The organism is Streptomyces sp. NBC_00012 (genome assembly GCF_045040875.1).
GTDB lineage: Bacteria > Actinomycetota > Actinomycetes > Streptomycetales > Streptomycetaceae > Streptomyces.
This window is the reverse complement of record NZ_CP108309.1, coordinates 4,776,446-4,793,126: the sequence shown is the minus strand read 5'-3', so window position 1 is coordinate 4,793,126 and position 16,681 is coordinate 4,776,446. Positions and strand designations below refer to the sequence as shown.

General features: G+C 69.4%; 17 protein-coding genes, 1 tRNA gene and 1 pseudogene. 9 read left to right on the top strand and 10 right to left on the bottom strand.

The genetic code is table 11. The features are described 5' to 3' along the window. Positions 1 to 21: 21 nt before the first annotated feature. Together OHA19_RS22105 and nth are read right to left on the bottom strand one after the other, a co-directional pair. On the bottom strand, positions 22 to 825 hold the full coding sequence (locus OHA19_RS22105) for an NUDIX hydrolase (RefSeq protein WP_405714094.1): 804 nt from the start codon (positions 823 to 825) through the stop codon (positions 22 to 24). A 107-nt stretch (positions 826 to 932) separates the two neighbouring features. Continuing rightward, entirely contained in the window at positions 933 to 1,937 is a 1,005-nt protein-coding gene (gene nth / locus OHA19_RS22100; protein WP_405714096.1) for an endonuclease III, read from the bottom strand. 184 nt (positions 1,938 to 2,121) lie between these two features. On the opposite strand from nth, the gene OHA19_RS22095 reads away from it, so the two are divergent. Continuing rightward, on the top strand, positions 2,122 to 2,796 hold the full coding sequence (locus OHA19_RS22095) for a Crp/Fnr family transcriptional regulator (RefSeq protein ID WP_014046869.1): 675 nt from the start codon (positions 2,122 to 2,124) through the stop codon (positions 2,794 to 2,796). Positions 2,797 to 2,881: 85 nt separating this feature from the next. Here OHA19_RS22095 and OHA19_RS22090 read toward each other — a convergent pair whose 3' ends face one another. From OHA19_RS22090 to OHA19_RS22075, 4 genes are all read right to left on the bottom strand, one after another. Then, the gene (locus tag OHA19_RS22090; protein WP_405714098.1) at positions 2,882 to 3,712 is read right to left on the bottom strand and encodes an MBL fold metallo-hydrolase; all 831 of its coding nucleotides are present in this window, start codon (positions 3,710 to 3,712) and stop codon (positions 2,882 to 2,884) included. Beyond that, positions 3,709 to 4,671, bottom strand: a complete 963-nt coding sequence (locus tag OHA19_RS22085; protein ID WP_405714100.1) for an NUDIX hydrolase — start codon at positions 4,669 to 4,671, stop codon at positions 3,709 to 3,711. The genes OHA19_RS22090 and OHA19_RS22085 overlap by 4 nt, the downstream gene beginning before the upstream one ends. Before the next feature lie 186 nt (positions 4,672 to 4,857). Beyond that, positions 4,858 to 5,328, bottom strand: coding sequence for a RidA family protein (locus OHA19_RS22080; RefSeq protein ID WP_114245273.1), 471 nt, complete (start codon positions 5,326 to 5,328; stop codon positions 4,858 to 4,860). Further along, positions 5,328 to 5,486 (bottom strand): DUF4177 domain-containing protein, encoded by a 159-nt coding sequence (locus tag OHA19_RS22075; RefSeq protein ID WP_003967454.1) that lies wholly within the window; start codon positions 5,484 to 5,486, stop codon positions 5,328 to 5,330. The genes OHA19_RS22080 and OHA19_RS22075 overlap by 1 nt, the downstream gene beginning before the upstream one ends. 83 nt (positions 5,487 to 5,569) lie before the next feature. Here OHA19_RS22075 and OHA19_RS22070 point away from each other — a divergent pair, with 83 nt between their 5' ends. Both OHA19_RS22070 and OHA19_RS22065 read left to right on the top strand, forming a co-directional pair. After that, entirely contained in the window at positions 5,570 to 6,556 is a 987-nt protein-coding gene (locus tag OHA19_RS22070; RefSeq protein ID WP_405714104.1) for an ArsA family ATPase, read from the top strand. Next, complete coding sequence (locus OHA19_RS22065; RefSeq protein ID WP_405714106.1) at positions 6,553 to 8,028, top strand: ArsA family ATPase; 1,476 nt, start codon at positions 6,553 to 6,555, stop codon at positions 8,026 to 8,028. The genes OHA19_RS22070 and OHA19_RS22065 overlap by 4 nt, the downstream gene beginning before the upstream one ends. A 14-nt stretch (positions 8,029 to 8,042) precedes the next feature. Here the strand turns inward: OHA19_RS22065 and OHA19_RS22060 are convergent, their stop codons facing one another. Continuing rightward, positions 8,043 to 8,393, bottom strand: coding sequence for a WhiB family transcriptional regulator (locus OHA19_RS22060; RefSeq protein ID WP_187438703.1), 351 nt, complete (start codon positions 8,391 to 8,393; stop codon positions 8,043 to 8,045). A 386-nt stretch (positions 8,394 to 8,779) separates the two neighbouring features. Between OHA19_RS22060 and OHA19_RS22055 the strand changes: the two genes are divergently transcribed. Then, positions 8,780 to 11,032: a transglycosylase domain-containing protein gene (locus OHA19_RS22055; protein WP_405714108.1), complete on the top strand. Its 2,253-nt coding sequence runs from the start codon at positions 8,780 to 8,782 to the stop codon at positions 11,030 to 11,032. Between the two features lie 124 nt (positions 11,033 to 11,156). Here OHA19_RS22055 and OHA19_RS22050 read toward each other — a convergent pair whose 3' ends face one another. Then, complete coding sequence (locus OHA19_RS22050) at positions 11,157 to 11,621, bottom strand: GatB/YqeY domain-containing protein (protein ID WP_405714110.1); 465 nt, start codon at positions 11,619 to 11,621, stop codon at positions 11,157 to 11,159. A gap of 79 nt (positions 11,622 to 11,700) precedes the next feature. Between OHA19_RS22050 and OHA19_RS22045 the strand changes: the two genes are divergently transcribed. Together OHA19_RS22045 and OHA19_RS22040 are read left to right on the top strand one after the other, a co-directional pair. Next, a complete protein-coding gene (locus OHA19_RS22045; RefSeq protein WP_405714112.1) occupies positions 11,701 to 12,639 on the top strand; it encodes a metallophosphoesterase in 939 nt (312 codons plus the stop codon). Between the two features lie 112 nt (positions 12,640 to 12,751). Next, positions 12,752 to 12,825: transfer RNA gene (locus OHA19_RS22040), tRNA-Pro, on the top strand. A 434-nt stretch (positions 12,826 to 13,259) separates the two neighbouring features. On the opposite strand, the pseudogene OHA19_RS22035 reads toward OHA19_RS22040, so the two are convergent. Both OHA19_RS22035 and OHA19_RS22030 read right to left on the bottom strand, forming a co-directional pair. After that, positions 13,260 to 13,631: pseudogene (locus tag OHA19_RS22035) on the bottom strand (VOC family protein); the annotation flags it as partial. Positions 13,632 to 13,720: 89 nt separating this feature from the next. Further along, positions 13,721 to 13,879, bottom strand: coding sequence for a hypothetical protein (locus OHA19_RS22030; RefSeq protein ID WP_405714114.1), 159 nt, complete (start codon positions 13,877 to 13,879; stop codon positions 13,721 to 13,723). 101 nt (positions 13,880 to 13,980) lie between these two features. Here OHA19_RS22030 and OHA19_RS22025 point away from each other — a divergent pair, with 101 nt between their 5' ends. The 3 genes from OHA19_RS22025 to OHA19_RS22015 all read left to right on the top strand — a co-directional run bounded on the left by OHA19_RS22025 (position 13,981) and on the right by OHA19_RS22015 (position 16,647). Continuing rightward, positions 13,981 to 14,670, top strand: coding sequence for a TetR/AcrR family transcriptional regulator (locus OHA19_RS22025; RefSeq protein ID WP_405714116.1), 690 nt, complete (start codon positions 13,981 to 13,983; stop codon positions 14,668 to 14,670). Positions 14,671 to 15,070: 400 nt separating this feature from the next. Continuing rightward, the gene (locus OHA19_RS22020; RefSeq protein WP_405714118.1) at positions 15,071 to 15,241 is read left to right on the top strand and encodes a hypothetical protein; all 171 of its coding nucleotides are present in this window, start codon (positions 15,071 to 15,073) and stop codon (positions 15,239 to 15,241) included. A 599-nt stretch (positions 15,242 to 15,840) separates the two neighbouring features. After that, positions 15,841 to 16,647 (top strand): SGNH/GDSL hydrolase family protein, encoded by an 807-nt coding sequence (locus tag OHA19_RS22015; RefSeq protein ID WP_405714120.1) that lies wholly within the window; start codon positions 15,841 to 15,843, stop codon positions 16,645 to 16,647. The last annotated feature ends 34 nt before the right edge of the window (positions 16,648 to 16,681 follow it).

The window sequence follows — 16,681 nt, the reverse complement described above, 5'->3', positions numbered from 1 at the left end:
TGCAGCACGGGAGTCAGCCTGTCATGCGCGCCAGTCGAGCGGCACCTGCTTGGCCCTGTCCCAGGGGCGCTCCCAGCCCGCGAAGTGCAGAATCCGGTCGATCACTCCGGCCGTGAAACCCCAGACCAGGGCGGATTCGACCAGAAACGCCGGACCCCGGTGGCCACTGGGGTGGACCGTGGTCGCGCGGTTGGCCGGATCCGTGAGATCCGCCACGGGAACGGTGAAGACCCGGGCCGTCTCACCCGGATCGACGACGCCGACCGGACTGGGCGAGTGCCACCAGCCGAGGACCGGCGTCACGACGAAGCCGCTCACCGGGATGTAGAGCCGGGGCAGCACGCCGAAGAGCTGTACCCCGCGCGGATCGAGGCCGGTCTCTTCCCGGGCCTCCCGCAGAGCGGCTCTGAGCGGCCCTGTCGTCGCCTGGTCGCCGTCCTCCGGGTCCAGCGAGCCACCGGGGAAGGAGGGCTGTCCGGCGTGGGAGCGCAGGCTTCCGGACCTCTCCATCAGGAGCAGTTCGGGGCCACGCTCTCCCTCGCCGAAGAGTACGAGCACGGCGGACTGCCGGCCGGCGCCGCTCTCCGGCGGCAGAAAGCGGCTGAGCTGGTCCGGCTCGATGGTCTGTGCGGCGCGTGCCACGGGGTCGAGCCAGGCGGGCAGCCCCTCGGTCGTGACGGTGATCGCGCCGTCCTTACCGGCACCTGCCGTGGCGGCGGCCGCAGCCACGGCCGCCGCGGGGCTGACAGCTGCGGGGCCGGCCGCAGCCGAGCGTTCCGCTGCGGGCGCGGCTGCCGTTTCCGTGCTCTGTTCGTGCGTCTCCATAGGCACCCCTCGTCTCACAACGCCTGTCACCACGCATTTCGTTCCGGCCGTTCCGGCCGCCCGCGCCGTTCCGGCCAATTCGGTCGTCGGGCGGCCGGTGCCGTGCGTCAGCCCGCTCCGAGGGCCGGGGCCGGCTTGCCGGGGTAGTCCGCGGGCGGGCTCAGCCGCTGGCCCGGCTGCCCGCCCATCTCGTACTTCAGCAGCTTCCTGGCCTTCTCCGGGTCCGTCTCGCCTTCGCCGTACGCCGGGCAGAGCGGGGCGATCGGGCATGCGCCGCAGGCGGGCTTGCGGGCATGACAGATGCGACGGCCGTGGAAGACGACCCGGTGCGAGAGCATCGTCCACTCGCTCCTGGGGAAGATCGTGGCGATCTCGGCCTCGACCTTCTCCGGGTCCTCCTGCTCCGTCCACTTCCAACGGCGGACCAGACGGCCGAAATGGGTGTCGACGGTGATCCCGGGAACGCCGAAGGCATTGCCCAGAACAACGTTGGCGGTCTTCCGGCCGACCCCCGGAAGCGTGACGAGATCGGCGAGCCGGCCCGGCACCTCACCGCCGAAGTTGTCCCTGAGCGCCACGGAGAGGCCTATCAGCGACTTGGTCTTGGCCCGGAAGAAACCGGTCGGCCGGATGAGCTCCTCCATCTCCTCCGGGACGGCGGCGGCCATGTCCTCGGGGGTGGGATAGGCGGCGAAGAGCGCGGGAGTGGTCTGGTTGACCCTCAGGTCGGTGGTCTGGGCGGAGAGGACCGTGGCGACCAGAAGCTCGAAGGGATTTCGGAAATCCAGCTCGGGATGGGCGTACGGATAGAGCTCGGCGAGCTCACGGTTGATCTTGCGGGCCCGGCGCACCATCGCCAGGCGCGACTCCGGCTTCGTCTTCGACGTTGCCTTCACCGTCGTCTTCCCTGCGGCACTCACCGTCGTCTTCGACGTCGCCTTCACGGTCGTCTTCGCCGCGGCCTTCGCAGTCGGCTTCCCCACCGGCCTCCCAATGGGGCGTTTTGTCGCTTTTTCCGAGCGAATGGCACCCTGTTCGCCCACAGCGGAATCACGGCCTTCCGACACCCCATCAGCCCCCTTGGCCTGCGCTCTCACCGGCGATCTGGACACCCGGCCAGCCTAGAGCCACGCACTGACATCTGCCCCCGTCACCGTGCATCCGCCCCCAATCGGCCCCCTGCCGCACTATTGGGCACGCCCGTGCGTCAAACTGGTTTGTGATTGATCGCACTGTTTTACCGTCCGGCATGATGGGGACCACGGTTCCCTGAACAGGCCGACAAGGAGAGAACTCGTGGACGACGTTCTGCGGCGCGCCCCGCTTTTCGCGGCGCTCGATGATGAGCAGGCCGCGGAGCTCCGCGCCTCGATGAGTGAGGTGACCCTCGCACGCGGCGACGCGCTCTTCCACGAGGGCGACCCGGGTGACCGCCTCTACGTGGTCACCGAGGGCAAGGTGAAGCTCCACCGCACCTCCCCCGACGGGCGCGAGAACATGCTGGCGGTCCTCGGCCCCGGCGAGCTGATCGGCGAGCTGTCGCTCTTCGACCCGGGCCCCCGCACCGCGACCGCGACCGCGCTGACCGAGGTCAAGCTCCTCGGCCTCGGCCACGGCGACCTCCAGCCCTGGCTGAACGCCCGCCCCGAGGTGGCCACGGCCCTGCTGCGCGCCGTCGCCCGCCGCCTGCGCAAGACCAACGACCAGATGTCCGACCTGGTCTTCTCCGACGTGCCGGGCCGCGTCGCGCGCGCCCTTCTCGACCTGTCGCGCCGCTTCGGCGTCCAGTCGGAGGAAGGCATCCACGTCGTCCACGACCTGACCCAGGAAGAGCTGGCCCAGCTGGTCGGCGCCTCCCGCGAGACGGTCAACAAGGCGCTCGCCGACTTCGCCGGCCGTGGCTGGCTGCGTCTCGAGGCGCGCGCCGTGATCCTGCTGGACGTGGAGCGCCTGGCGAAGCGGTCCCGCTAGCCGGACCGGGGCCCGGCCTCCTCCGCACCCGTACGCGCAAGGCCCCGCCACCACCCGGCGGGGCCTCGGTGCTGTCCCGTGACCCTCAGATGAGCCCGTGCTCGCGCAGGTACTCCAGCTGGGCCAGCACCGAGAGTTCCGCTGCGGGCCACAGGGACCGGTCCACGTCCGCGTACACCTGCGCCACCACCTGCGACGCCGTCCGGTGCCCGGCCTCGACCGCCGTCTCCACCTGGGCCAGCCGGTGCGCCCGGTGCGCGAGGTAGAACTCGACCGCTCCCTGCGCGTCGTCCAGCACCGGACCATGCCCCGGCAGCACCGTGTGCACGCCGTCGTCGACGGTCAGCGAGCGCAGTCTCCGCAGCGAGTCGAGGTAGTCGCCGAGCCGCCCGTCCGGATGCGCGACGACCGTGGTGCCGCGCCCGAGGATCGTGTCCCCCGTCAGCACCGCCCGGTCGGCGGGCAGATGGAAGCAGAGCGAGTCCGCGGTGTGCCCGGGGGTCGGCACGACACGGATTTCCACGCCGCCGGTCGTGATCACATCACCCGCGGTCAGCCCCTCGTCCCCCAGCCGCAGCGCCGGGTCCAGGGCACGCACCTTCGTACGGGTCAGCTCGGCGAACCGCCCCGCGCCCTCCGCGTGGTCGGGATGCCCGTGGGTGAGGAGGGTGAGTGCGATCCGGCGGCCGGCCTGCTCCGCTACGTCGATGACGGCCCTCAGGTGCGCGTCGTCCAGCGGGCCCGGGTCGATGACGACCGCGAGATCCGAGCCGGGCTCGGCGACGATCCAGGTGTTGGTGCCGTCCAGCGTCATCGGCGAGGCGTTGGGGGCGAGGACGTTGACGGCGCGGGCCGTGGCGGGGCCGGACAGGACCGTGCCGCGCGGCTGTCCGGGCAGCGCTGCCGCGTTGCTCATACGGACCCGCCTCCCGAGCCACCCGGACCGTCACCGGAGCCGTCGCCAGAACCGCCGCCGGAGCCACCGCCCGGACCGCCGCCGGCCGGACCGCTCGGGATGTGCTTGGTGAACTCGTCGTGTCCCGGCCAGCTCAGCACCAACTCGCCGCCCTCCAGCCTCGCCTGTGCCAGCACCGGCGTGAGGTCCTGGGAATCCGCCGCCGTCAGGGCCTCGGCGGCCGTCCCGTACGGCCTCAGCGCCCGCAGCGTCGACACGGTCGGCGGCATCATCAGCAGCTCGCCCCGGTCGTATCCGTCGGCCGCCTCGCCGGGCCGGATCCATACCGTGCGATCCGCCTCCGTGGAGGCGTTGCGGGTGCGCTGGCCCTCGGGGAGCGCGGCGACGAAGAACCAGGTGTCGTAGCGGCGGGGCTCGAACTCGGGGGTGATCCAGCGCGCCCAGGCACCCAGCAGGTCCGAGCGCAGCACCAGACCGCGCCGGTCCAGGAACTCGGCGAAGGACAGCTCCCGGGCGACGAGTGCCGCGCGGTCGGCCTCCCACTCGGCACCGGTGGTGTCGCTGACCACCGTGGCGGCGCTCGGCCCCGCGAGCAGGACGCCCGCCTCCTCGTACGTCTCCCGGACCGCCGCGCAGACGATGGCCTGGGCCTCGGCCCGAGTCCCGACGCCGAGCCGCTCGGCCCAGCTCTCCAGCGCGGGTCCGGCCCAGCCGACGAGCCGGTCGTCGTCGCGCGGGTCGACCCCGCCACCCGGATAGGCGTACGCCCCGCCGGCAAAAGCCATGGAGGTCCGGCGGCGCAGCATGTGGACGGCGGGACCGCCCTCGGTGTCAGCGGCGGAGTCCCGGAGCAGCATCACGGTGGCGGCCCGCTTCGGCGTCGCGGCGCTCAGCTCACCTGCGGCGAGTGCCCGGATCCGGTCGGGCCATTCCGGTGGGTACCACTGACCATTGGACATGGCCGGAGGCTATCCGGAACCGCGCCGATGTTCGAGAGGTGCAGTGATCCGTACATGCCCCGTACACAGACGATCCCGCCCGGTCACCACGACCGGACGGGATCGAAAGAGAGCCGGACCGGATCGGAGGAGAACCCGGACGGGATCAGAAAAGAAAAGAAGAGGAAAGGAACGGAAACGTACGGCTCAGGCCCCGACCAGCTCGACCTGGACCTCGACCTCGACCGGTGCGTCCAGCGGCAGCACCGCGACGCCCACCGCGCTGCGCGCGTGCACGCCCTTGTCACCGAGCACCGCGCCGAGCAGCTCGCTGGCGCCGTTGATCACGGCGGGCTGCCCGGTGAAGTCGGACGCCGAGGCGACGAAGCCCACGACCTTCACCACACGTGCGATCCGGTCCAGGTCGCCCGCGACGGACTTCACGGCTGCCAGCGCGTTGAGCGCGCAGGTCTTCGCCAGCTCCTTGGCCTCGTCGGGCGTGACCTCCGCACCGACCTTGCCGGTGACCGCGAGCTTGCCGTCCACCATCGGCAGCTGGCCGGAGGTGTACACGTACACCCCCGACTGCACGGCTGGCTGGTACGAGGCCAGCGGCGGCACGACGTCCGGCAGCGTCAGCCCGAGCTCGGCGAGCTTCGCCTCGACGGCGCCCGCCACTACGCCTTCTCCCGCTTCAGGTAGGCCACGAGCTGCTCGGGGTTGTTCGGGCCGGGAACGACCTGGACCAGCTCCCAGCCGTCCTCGCCCCAGGTGTCCAGAATCTGCTTGGTCGCGTGCACGAGAAGGGGCACGGTCGCGTATTCCCACTTGGTCATGGGCCCGACTGTAACGCCTGTGTAATCCCTGGCACGCGCAGCCTCGTGCGTAGCCTGCGGTGTGACTGGTTAGGCTCGAATACGTGAGCAGGTTCCAGGTCGTCAGCGGCAAGGGCGGTACCGGTAAGACCACGGTCGCCGCCGCCCTCGCGCTCGCCCTCGCGACCGAGGGCAAGCGCACACTTCTCGTGGAGGTCGAGGGCAGGCAGGGCATCGCCCAGCTCTTCGAGACGGAGTCCCTTCCGTACGAGGAGCGCAAGATCGCCCTCGCGCCGGGCGGCGGTGAGGTGTACGCGCTCGCGATCGACGCCGAGCGCGCCCTGCTCGACTACCTCCAGATGTTCTACAAGCTGGGCAGTGCGGGCCGGGCGCTCAAGAAGCTCGGCGCGATCGACTTCGCCACCACGATCGCGCCCGGCGTGCGGGACGTGCTGCTGACGGGCAAGGCCTGCGAAGCCGTACGCCGCAAGGACAAGCAGAACCGGTACGTCTACGACTACGTGATCATGGATGCCCCGCCCACCGGGCGCATCACCCGCTTCCTCAACGTGAACGACGAGGTGGCGGGGCTGGCCAGGATCGGCCCGATACACAATCAGGCACAGGCCGTGATGCGGGTGCTGAAGTCCCCCGAGACCGCCGTCCATCTGGTGACGCTGCTGGAGGAGATGCCGGTCCAGGAGACCGCGGACGGCATCGCCGAACTGCGCGCCGCCGAACTGCCGGTGGGCCGGGTCATCGTGAACATGGTGCGGCCCCACCTGCTGGACGAGGACACCCTGCGCACCGCCTCGGGCGGCCGCCGCAAGGAGATCGCGAAGGCGCTGACCCGGGCGGGAGTGACCGGCTCCGCGGGGCTCGTGCGCCCGCTGGTCGAGCAGGCGGCCGAGCATGCCCAGCGGGTCGAGCTGGAACGTGAACAGCGTGCCGTGCTCGCCGGCCTGGAGCTGCCGGGGTACGAACTCCCGCTGATCGGCGAGGGAATGGACCCGGCCGGTCTCTACGACCTGGCGACCGAGCTGCGCAAGCAGGGCGTGGGCGAAGGGGCGGGACAAGGGGTGGGTACATGACACAGCGCACGGATGCGGCCACGACCGCGGAGACGGACCCGGCCGGATCCCCCGGTTCCGCGCCCGCTTCCACAGCCACGCTGGACACAGCCACGCTGAACACCGACGCGCAGGGCACAGCCGCTCAGGACACCGACGCGCTGGACACCGACGCGCTGCTCGACGATCCCGACATCCGGATCGTTGTCTGCTGCGGTTCCGGCGGCGTCGGCAAGACCACGACCGCGGCGGCACTGGGCGTACGGGCGGCCGAGCGGGGCCGCAAGGTCGTCGTCCTCACCATCGACCCGGCCCGCAGACTCGCCCAGTCCATGGGCATCGACTCGCTGGACAACGTCCCGCGCCGGGTACCGGGCATCGACGGCGAGGGCACCGGGGAACTGCACGCCATGATGCTCGACATGAAGCGGACCTTCGACGAGATCGTCGAGGCGCACGCGGACGCCGAGCGGGCCCGCGCGATCCTGGAGAACCCCTTCTACCAGTCCCTGTCGGCCGGCTTCGCGGGCACGCAGGAGTACATGGCGATGGAGAAGCTCGGGCAGTTGCGCGCGCGCGACGAGTGGGACCTGATCATCGTCGACACCCCTCCGTCGCGCTCCGCGCTGGACTTCCTGGACGCACCGAAGCGGCTCGGTTCGTTCCTGGACGGAAAGTTCATCAAGTTGCTGATGGCGCCTGCGAAGATGGGCGGCCGGGCCGGGATGAGGTTCCTGAACGTCGGCATGTCGATGATGACCGGCACGCTCGGCAAGCTGCTCGGCGGTCAGTTCCTGCGTGACGTACAGACCTTCGTCGCGGCGATGGACACCATGTTCGGCGGCTTCCGCACCCGGGCCGACGCCACGTACAAACTGCTCCAGGCCCCCGGCACGGCTTTCCTCGTCGTGGCGACACCGGAGCGGGACGCGCTGCGCGAGGCGGCGTACTTCGTGGAGCGGCTGGCCGCGGAGGAGATGCCGCTGGCCGGTCTGGTGCTCAACCGGGTCCACGGCAGCGATGCCGCCCGGCTCTCGGCCGAGCAGGCCCTGGCCGCCGCAGAAAATCTTGATGGGGTCGGCATTGTGGATCAGATGGCCGGGAAGGCTGGACTTCGTGACCGGGCCGACCGCTCGGCCGCCTCTCCCGAACCCGTTGCCACGCCCGGTTCCGCACCGGACGCCGCGCCCGAGAACTCCGAGCACGAGGACACTACCGAGCAGAAGAACACCGAAGACCGCGAACCGACCGCTTCGGACCGTGAGTCGACCGCTTCCGTCGAGGAACTGACCGCAGGTCTGTTGCGGCTGCATGCTGAACGGATGCAGGTGGTCGCGCGCGAGCAGCGCACACGTGACCGCTTCACCTCGCTGCACCCCGAGGTCGCCGTGACCGAAGTGGCCGCGTTGCCCGGTGACGTACACGATCTCGAAGGGCTCCGGGCCATCGGAGACCGGCTCGCGACCGGTTCCGCCCCGGCCGGAGCTGTGTAGCAGCCCGCCGGGTCCTATCCCACTGCGGCGTACCTCTCGTGCAGTTCGTCGTCGTCGAGTCCGATCGCCACGGGCAGGATGCCCGCGGACTGCTCGTACTCGCTGCGCGCGGTCTCCAGCAGCCGGCGCCAGGACGTGACGGTCGGTCGCCTGCGCAGCAGTGCGCGGCGTTCCCGCTCGGTCATTCCGCCCCACACGCCAAATTCGACGCGATTGTCCAGCGCATCGGCCAGGCACTCGGTCCGCACCGGACATCCGGTGCACACCGCCTTGGCCCTGTTCTGCGCTGCCCCTTGTACGAACAGTTCATCCGGATCGGTAGTGCGGCAGGCTGCCTGCGCACTCCAGTCGGTTACCCAGCCCATCACGGCGCCGTCCTCTCCCGAATCGAGGCTCCCCCACGGCGGCAGCGGCATATTCACCGCTGCCAGTTGAGGACGTTACGGAAGGTGGCGACAGCACAACACCCCCTTCGGGCCCAATCTTGGATGGCCCGAACGGACTATGCGTATGCGGCAGATCACCCAGGGGAGTGAGGCGAGGGCATAAGCGACTATCCCGCCAGAATCGGGACAGTTCACCTGGATCACAACGGACGTTCGATGACCAACGAGGCGAATTCGGGAGTGCCTGAGGCCGTGGCCGAGACTTGCACGGGGGTTGATACGGAACCGGACAGCTGTGACAGTTGAGAGCAGCTTAGGCCAAGGCATATACGTGTGTCCGGCGAATGAGAACGTAGGCTGCCCCCATGCCAAAGAAGCGCTCGGGCGGGGGTCTCTCGACGACCCAGCAGGCCGCCAAGTTCCTCGGTGTCGCCGCACTCTCCGGAGTCGTGCTCGCGGGCATCGCGCTGCCGGCCGCCGGAGCACTGGGTCTCGCCACCAAGGGGACGGTCGAGGGATTCGACGAGATCCCGGCCAATCTGAAGACTCCGCCGCTGAGCCAGCGCACCACGATCCTGGACAGCAAGGGCGGCTTGATCGCCTCGGTGTACTCGCGCGACCGCACCGTGGTCCCGCTGAAGAACATCTCGCCGTACATGCAGAAGGCGATCGTCGCGATCGAGGACGCCCGGTTCTACGAGCACGGGGCCATCGACCTCAAGGGCATCCTGCGCGCGCTGAACCGCAACGTGCAGACGGGCGGGGCCACCGAGGGCGCGTCGACCCTGACCCAGCAGTACGTGAAGAACGTCTTCGTCGAGGAGGCGGGCGACGACCCGGACAAGGTCGCGCAGGCCACCCAGCAGACGATGGGCCGCAAGGTCCAGGAGCTGAAGTACGCGATCCAGGTCGAGGAAGAGCTCGGCAAGAAGAAGATCCTGGAGAACTACCTCAACATCACCTTCTTCGGGCAGCAGGCCTACGGCATCGAGGCCGCTTCCCAGCGCTACTTCTCCAAGTCGGCCAAGGACCTGACCCTGGAGGAGTCCGCACTGCTGGCCGGCGTCGTGCAGTCGCCGAGCCGCTACGACCCGGTCAACGACACGGCCGAGGCCACCAAGCGCCGCAACATGGTGCTCCAGCGCATGGCGGACGTCGGGGACATCTCGAAGGCCCAGGCCGACAAAGCGAAGGCCACCCCGATCAAGCTGAAGGTCAAGAAGCCGCAGAACGGCTGCATCACGGCCGTCAGCGGCGCCGGCTTCTTCTGCGACTACGTACGCCACGTCTTCCTCACCGACCCGGTCTTCGGTAAGACCAAGGAGGACCGGGCCAAGATCTGGAACCAGGGCGGCCTGACGATCCGGACGACGCTCGACCCGCAGTCCCAGCAGTCGGTGCAGGCCTCGATCAAGAGCCACGTCTACAAGTCGGACAAGGTCGCGACGGCCGTGACGCTGGTCCAGCCGGGCACCGGCAAGATCATGGGAATGGGCCAGTCCAAGCCGTATGGCTTCGGCACCAACGAGACCCAGTACAACTACTCGGTCAACAAGGTCATGGGCGGCTCCAACTACGGCTTCCCGACCGGTTCGACGTTCAAGCCGTTCCTCGCCGCCGCGGCCATAGAGGGTGGCAAGCCGGCCACGCAGGTCTATCCGTCCCCGTACGAGATGGACTACCCGGACACGGTGCGGTCCTGCGGGAAGCCGTGGGTCAACGACGGCAGGCCGAAGTATCACCTGGAGAACGAGAGCGAGACCGAGAAGGGCCCGTACGCGCTGAAAGAAGCGATGGAGAAGTCGGTCAACACCTACTTCGTCCAGATGCTCCAGGACATCGGCATGTGCCCGGTCTCGCAGATGACCGACAAGCTCGGCGTGGTGCAGGGCGACGGCTCCAAGCTCCCGCAGAACCCGTCGACTCTTACTCTCGGCTCCAACGGTCTGTCGCCGCTGACGATGGCGAGCGCGTACGCCGCCTTCGCCAACCGCGGCACGTACTGCACGCCGATCGCCATGGAGTCGGTCAGCAAGGCCGACGGCACTTCGCTGCCCGTGCCCAAGACCTCCTGCTCGCAGGCGATGTCACCGACCACGGCCGACACCATCAACACCCTGCTGCGCGGAGTGGTCGACTCCGGTACCGGCCAGGAGGCGGGTCTCCAGAGCCGCGACAACGCGGGCAAGACCGGTACGACCGACGCCCGCAAGAACGCCTGGTTCGTCGGGTACACGCCGAACATGTCCGGCGCCGTCTGGGTCGGCAGCCCGTCCCAGAGCGTCGAGATGGAGCGCATCACGATCGGTGGCGTGTACCAGGACAAGGTGTACGGCGGACAGGTCCCCGGACCGATCTGGCGTGACGCGATGACGGGCGCCCTCAACGGGGTGACCGCCCCGGCCTTCAACACCGTCAACATCCCGGACCCGCCGAAGAACGACGACCGGGACAGGGACCGCGGGGACGACGGAAGGCCCGGCCCCGGGGGCAAGAAGCCCGGGGGCAAAAAGCCCGGCGACAAGAACCCCTTCCCAGGCATCACCATCCCGCCGAACCTGATCGGCGGGAACACCGGCGGCCACAGCGGCCAGACCGGCGGCACTCAGGGCCCCTGAGCCGCACGGCCCATCCTCTGACATGAAGGGGGGTGCCCCGGATCGATCCCGATCCGGGGCACCCCCCTTCATGTATTCCTGCGCCACTCTGCCCTGTAGCGAGGGCTCAGCCCGCTCAGCCCGCTCAGCCCGCGAGGAGCTTCTTCACCGAGGCGGCCACCCGGCCGCCGTCCGCGAGCCCAGCCACCTTCGGGTTCACGATCTTCATGACGGCACCCATCGCGCGCGGCCCCGCGGCCCCGGCGGCCCTGGCCTCCTCGACGGCGGACGCCACGATCGCGCCCAGCTCGTCGTCGCTCAGCTGCTTCGGCAGGTACGCGTCGAGGATCTCGCCCTCAGCCTTCTCACGCTCGGCCTGCTCGGTCCGGCCGCCCTGAGCGAAGGCTTCGGCCGCCTCACGGCGCTTCTTCGCCTCCTTGGCGATCACCTTCTGCACCTCGTCGTCGGAGAGCTCGCGGGCCGTCTTGCCGCTGACCTCCTCCTTCGTGATGGCGGTGAGTGTCAGCCGGAGCGTGGACGAGGTCAGCTCGTCGCGCGCCTTCATGGCCGTGGTGAGGTCTTCCTTGAGCTTGGACTTGAGCGTGGTCATGTGCTGATTGTGGCAGGTACGGGGCGACCGGCGCCCGCCGGTTTTCTGCTGGCCGCACAGTGTCTGCGACGATGGACACATGCGCGCACGCTACGGAGTACCCCTGAAAGTCACGGCAGTCGGCGCGGCGATCGGCGCAGCCGGTCTCGCCTACGCCGCCGGGTTCGAGGCCCGCTCGTTCCGGCTGCGACGAGTCACCATCCCCGTACTCCCGCACGGGGCACGCCCGTTGCGCGTGCTCCAGGTCTCCGACATCCACATGGTGAGCGGCCAGCGCAAGAAGCGCGCCTGGCTCCAGTCGCTGGCCGGCCTGCGCCCGGACTTCGTCGTGAATACCGGTGACAACCTCTCCGACCCCGAGGCCGTGCCCGAGCTGCTCGACGCGCTCGGCCCGCTGATGGAGTTCCCGGGGGTGTACGTCTTCGGCTCCAACGACTACTACGGCCCCAAGCTCCGCAACCCCGCCCGCTACCTCCTCGAAAAGGCCCGGGGCAAGCACGGCCTCAACGGGAACGCGCCCGCGGTCGGCGTCGTCCACAACCCCTGGGAGCCGATGCGCGACGCCTTCGACGAGGCGGGCTGGCTGGGCCTGTCCAACACCCGCGGCCGCCTCAAGATCGACGGCCTGGAGCTCGCCTTCACCGGCCTGGACGACCCGCACATCAGGCGCGACCGCTACGCGGAGGTGTCCGGCGGCCCCGAGACGGGCGCCGACCTCTCCATCGGCGTGGTCCACGCCCCCTACCTGCGCTCCCTGGACGCCTTCACCCAGGACGGCTACCCACTGATCCTGGCCGGTCACACCCACGGCGGCCAGCTCTGCATCCCCTTCTACGGAGCCCTGGTCACCAACTGCGACCTGGACACGGACCGGGTCAAGGGCCTCTCCACCCACACCGTCGACGACCAGCGCGCCTACCTCCACGTCTCGGCCGGCTGCGGCACCAACCGCTACACCCCGGTCCGCTTCGCCTGCCCGCCCGAGGCCACCCTGCTGACCCTGATCCCCCAGGACTGAGGCCCCCGCCCCGGGGCCCGGCCCTTCCCCCGTCGGCTGCGCAGAAACCGGATTTCGCCTGCGGGCGCGAGTGGGCTAAAGTAATCGATGTCGCCGGGACACCGGCGGCGATCGGGGTGTAGCGCAGCTTGGCAGCGCGCTTCGTTCGGGACGAAGAGGTCGTGGGTTCAAATCCCGCCACCCCGACAGCTGAAATACCAGGTCAGGCCCGGTTTCCGGAAACGGAAACCGGGCCTGACCTGTTTCGCGGGGCGCTCGGAGAGCGAGCGGAGAGAACATGGGTATGCCGCTCCCGTAGAGAGTTCTGGACGGCGGTTCCCGGCATTCTTGGCATGGGAGCTCTCGGCATTCTTGGCGTCGCGCTCATGGCCGTGAGTCACTTTGCCGACAACGCGGACCGCGGAGGGCCGCGGGGGACCGCGGGGGCGTCTCACCGACCGGGCCGAGGGGCGACCACCCGCTGGGCGTTTCGCGGCGGAGCCGGAGCGCACGGGCCGGGCTCATCGATGACCCGGCCCGAACGCCCCTCCCCCATCCGGCGCACGCGTCGACTCGCGCTCGCACGCTCCGTCTCCGTCTCCGTCTCCGTCTCCGTCTCCGTCGGCAGAATCGGCCGCTTCGACCCATTCGACGAACTGGACCACGACGCCGTTGGGGTCGGTGATCTGGAAAAGGCGCTCGCCCCACGGCTCTTCGCGCAGCGGCATGGTGATCTCGACACCCTCGGTGCGCAGTCGCTTCTCCTCGGCCTCTATGCCGGTGAGGGTGAAAGCAAGAATCAGACCGGAGACACACCGGTCGCGCTGGTCGGCCGGCAGGACCTCGGTGCCGCGCTGGAGCAGGACGATGTCAACGCCGGCGTCCTGGCGGGTGAGCGATGCGAATCCATCGGCGGCTGCCTGCACTTCGTAGGCGAGGTGCGCGGTGAGGAAGCGCTGGGAAGCGGCCACGTCGTCGACGGTGAGCGAGACGGTGGAGGCGGTGATCTGCAAGGTGAATCCTCTCGATTCGACGCGATCGCAAGCCGGTTGGCGCCGGATTGCCAGTAACGGCTCGGCGGCGCAGGTGTGTTGACGATAAGTCAGTGGGTATTGCCGCGCGGGATGTTGCGTATGCGGCGCGCGCCGTTACGTACGCGGTCGATGCGGGGCGGGGTGATGCGCCGGGAACACCCGGAGGCATCGCCGACGGGGCCGTTGGCCTGGATCGCGAGGAGCGCAGCGAGATCAGTCTTCCGCATGAGCACTTCTTTCCACGAGCAGAAACTTACGACGGATATAAAGTTAGCTCGGTAGGCGTGGGGGTGTCAACATAAAAATGCCACGAGGGTAAGATTCACTCATGGGTATCGACAGAGAAGCCAAGGCAAGTGCCCCGGAGGCAGGGCACCGCGCGAATCACACCGGGCCGGTCGGCTTGCGGGAGTCCAAGAAGCGGGAGACCCGGCAGTTGATCTCCGACCACGCGACCAGGCTCTTCATCGAGCATGGCTTCGAGCAGACGACCATCGCGGAGATCGCCACCGCGGCCCGCGTCGCCAAGAAGACGGTGACCAACTACTTCCCGCACAAGGAGGACCTGGCCCTCGACCACCAAAAGGACTTCATCGCGAGCCTGGCGCACACCGTGGCGTCCCGGGACAGCGGCGAATCCGCACTGTCCGCGCTGTGCCGCGCCTTCCAGGCCGCGGTGGCCGCACAGGATCCGGTCTGCGGCTTCGCGGGACCGGAGTTCTCCCGCATGATCGCGGACAGCCCCACCCTCTCGGTCTGCCTGCGCGGCCTGCACGACCAACGCGAGGAGGCACTGGCCGAAGCTCTCGCCGAGGCCACCGGATCCGCCGCCGACGACATCACCACGCGCACCGCCGCGACCCTGTTCGGGGCCGTGCACCGCACCCTGTTCCGGCGCATCCAGGACCTCACGCTCGCCGGCCACTCCAACCCCGAGATCGCCGGGATAGTCAGGGAAGAGGCGGCCCGCGCCTTCGTCGTACTCGAACCGGCCCTCGCCGACTACGCCGTGGCCTGACGCCCCCGGCGGAGATGCCCGGAGCGACGGGAGGGCCACCCGGAGCCGCGGGGGCGCTGTCCAGTGCGGCCCGTGACCGCCCCAGGCCCGCGGCCACCGCAGGTCCAGGGCCAGCGAGGACCGTACGCTCCGAGGCGGGCAGCAGGGCGAGCGCGACGGCGGTCACCGGCCCCCATCACCGACGCCTCCCGCACCCCCTCGACCTGGTCGCGGCACACGCGCGGGCCGTCTTTCCCGGCCGTTGCCGCCGGTACGAGTGAGCGACCTGGAGGAACGAGCCGGAATCGAGTGAGGCCGGAGGAGTCGCACCAGCCGACCATCGCCCGGAATGCACCTTTCTTACCCACATGCGAGTCTGGTGATGGCCCATCGTCCGAGATCCGCAACAGGAGGCACGATCGTGGGCAAGAAGCAGAGTCGGCAGAACCGCGGTGCCCGCACCGGCGGCCACGAACGCAGCGCTGCTCCGGAGACGAAGGAGCAGACGCAGCCAACGGCTGCTCAGGAGACGGTGCACTCGATCTCAGAACAGGTCTCCCACCGGAAGCAGCGGAGGTTCGGCCACAACTGATCCTGGGATAACCAAGCTGATCCTGGGATAACACACGACAACCGCCCTCTGCGGTGGCGTCCCCCTCGCGGGACCGCCACCGCGGAGGGCGGTTTCTGTTTGTGGGTGACCGGCGTCGGCGAGACCTGACCGGCAGGCCCGCCCGAAGAGGCCGGAGAAGCCGGAGAAGCCGAAAGGGTCGAGGGGCCGAAGGGGCCGAAATCGCCGCAGACGCCGCTCCGGCGAGGTCCACCTGAAGGCGCCCGTGCGACGGGCCGGCGAATAGCCCCCGTCGCCCCGGCCGGTCCGTGATCCGGTGAACGCGCACCTTCGCGCGAACCCACGGACCGCCCGCGCGCCGCCCACGCACCGCTCGCGGACCGCTCGCGGACCACCCGCGCGCCGCCCACGCGAACACGCCCGGCCTCCTGCTGCCACACCACTCATCCAAGGTGCGGCCGGAGGTTTATCTACGCGCGGAGCTACAACACCCGAACGATCATTCGGGCATATCAGACCAGTTCTTCCGCAGCTATTACCGGCCGGTACCTACAGCTGCTAGAAACGTGGCGCTCAATCAACCCCCCACCCACCCCCCACACTTCGGAGGGCTGACAGCCATGTCGGTACGGAGATTCTGGGCGTCCGCATCCACTCTGCTCCTCGCCGCCGTGGCCGCGCTGGGCGTTGCCCAGCCGGCCTCGGCAAACTCCTCGGCCGCCGCCGGCGGGTACGTCGCCCTCGGCGACTCGTACTCCTCCGGCGTCGGCGCGGGAAGCTATCTTTCCGACAGCGGCGACTGCCGTCGCAGCACCAAGTCCTACCCCTACCTCTGGGCGGCCGCCAACTCGCCTTCCTCCTTTGCCTTCGTGGCCTGTTCGGGCGCCACGACCAGCTCGGTGGCCGGGACCCAGCTGGGGGCGTTGAACTCGTCCACCGGCCTGGTCAGCGTCACCGCGGGCGGGAACGACGTCGGGTTCGCCGATGTCATGCAGGACTGCGTGCTGTCCGGTGAGGCCGCCTGCCTCAGCAGCGTCGGCTCGGCCGTTTCGCAGATGCAGAACTCTCTTCCGTCCAGCCTGAGTTCGCTCTACGGTTCCATCCGTTCGCGGGCCCCGCAGGCCCGTGTCGTGGTGCTGGGCTACCCGCGCTTCTACCAGCTGAGCGGCAGCTGCATCGCCGGGCTCTCGGAGAAGGAGCGGTCGGCCATCAACAACGCCTCCGACGTGCTAAACGGGGTCATCGCCAAGCAGGCGGCCAACTCCGGGTTCACGTTCTCCAGCGTGGTCGACGAGTTCACCGGGCACGAGCTGTGCTCCGGTGACGCCTGGCTCCACAGCGTGTCGATCCCGATCTACAACTCGTACCACCCCAAGGCCGCCGGACAGTCCGGCGGCTACCTTCCGGCCTTCCGCTCGGCCGCGTAGGACGGAGGTGCAGAAAGTGCGACGGGCTGCTGGG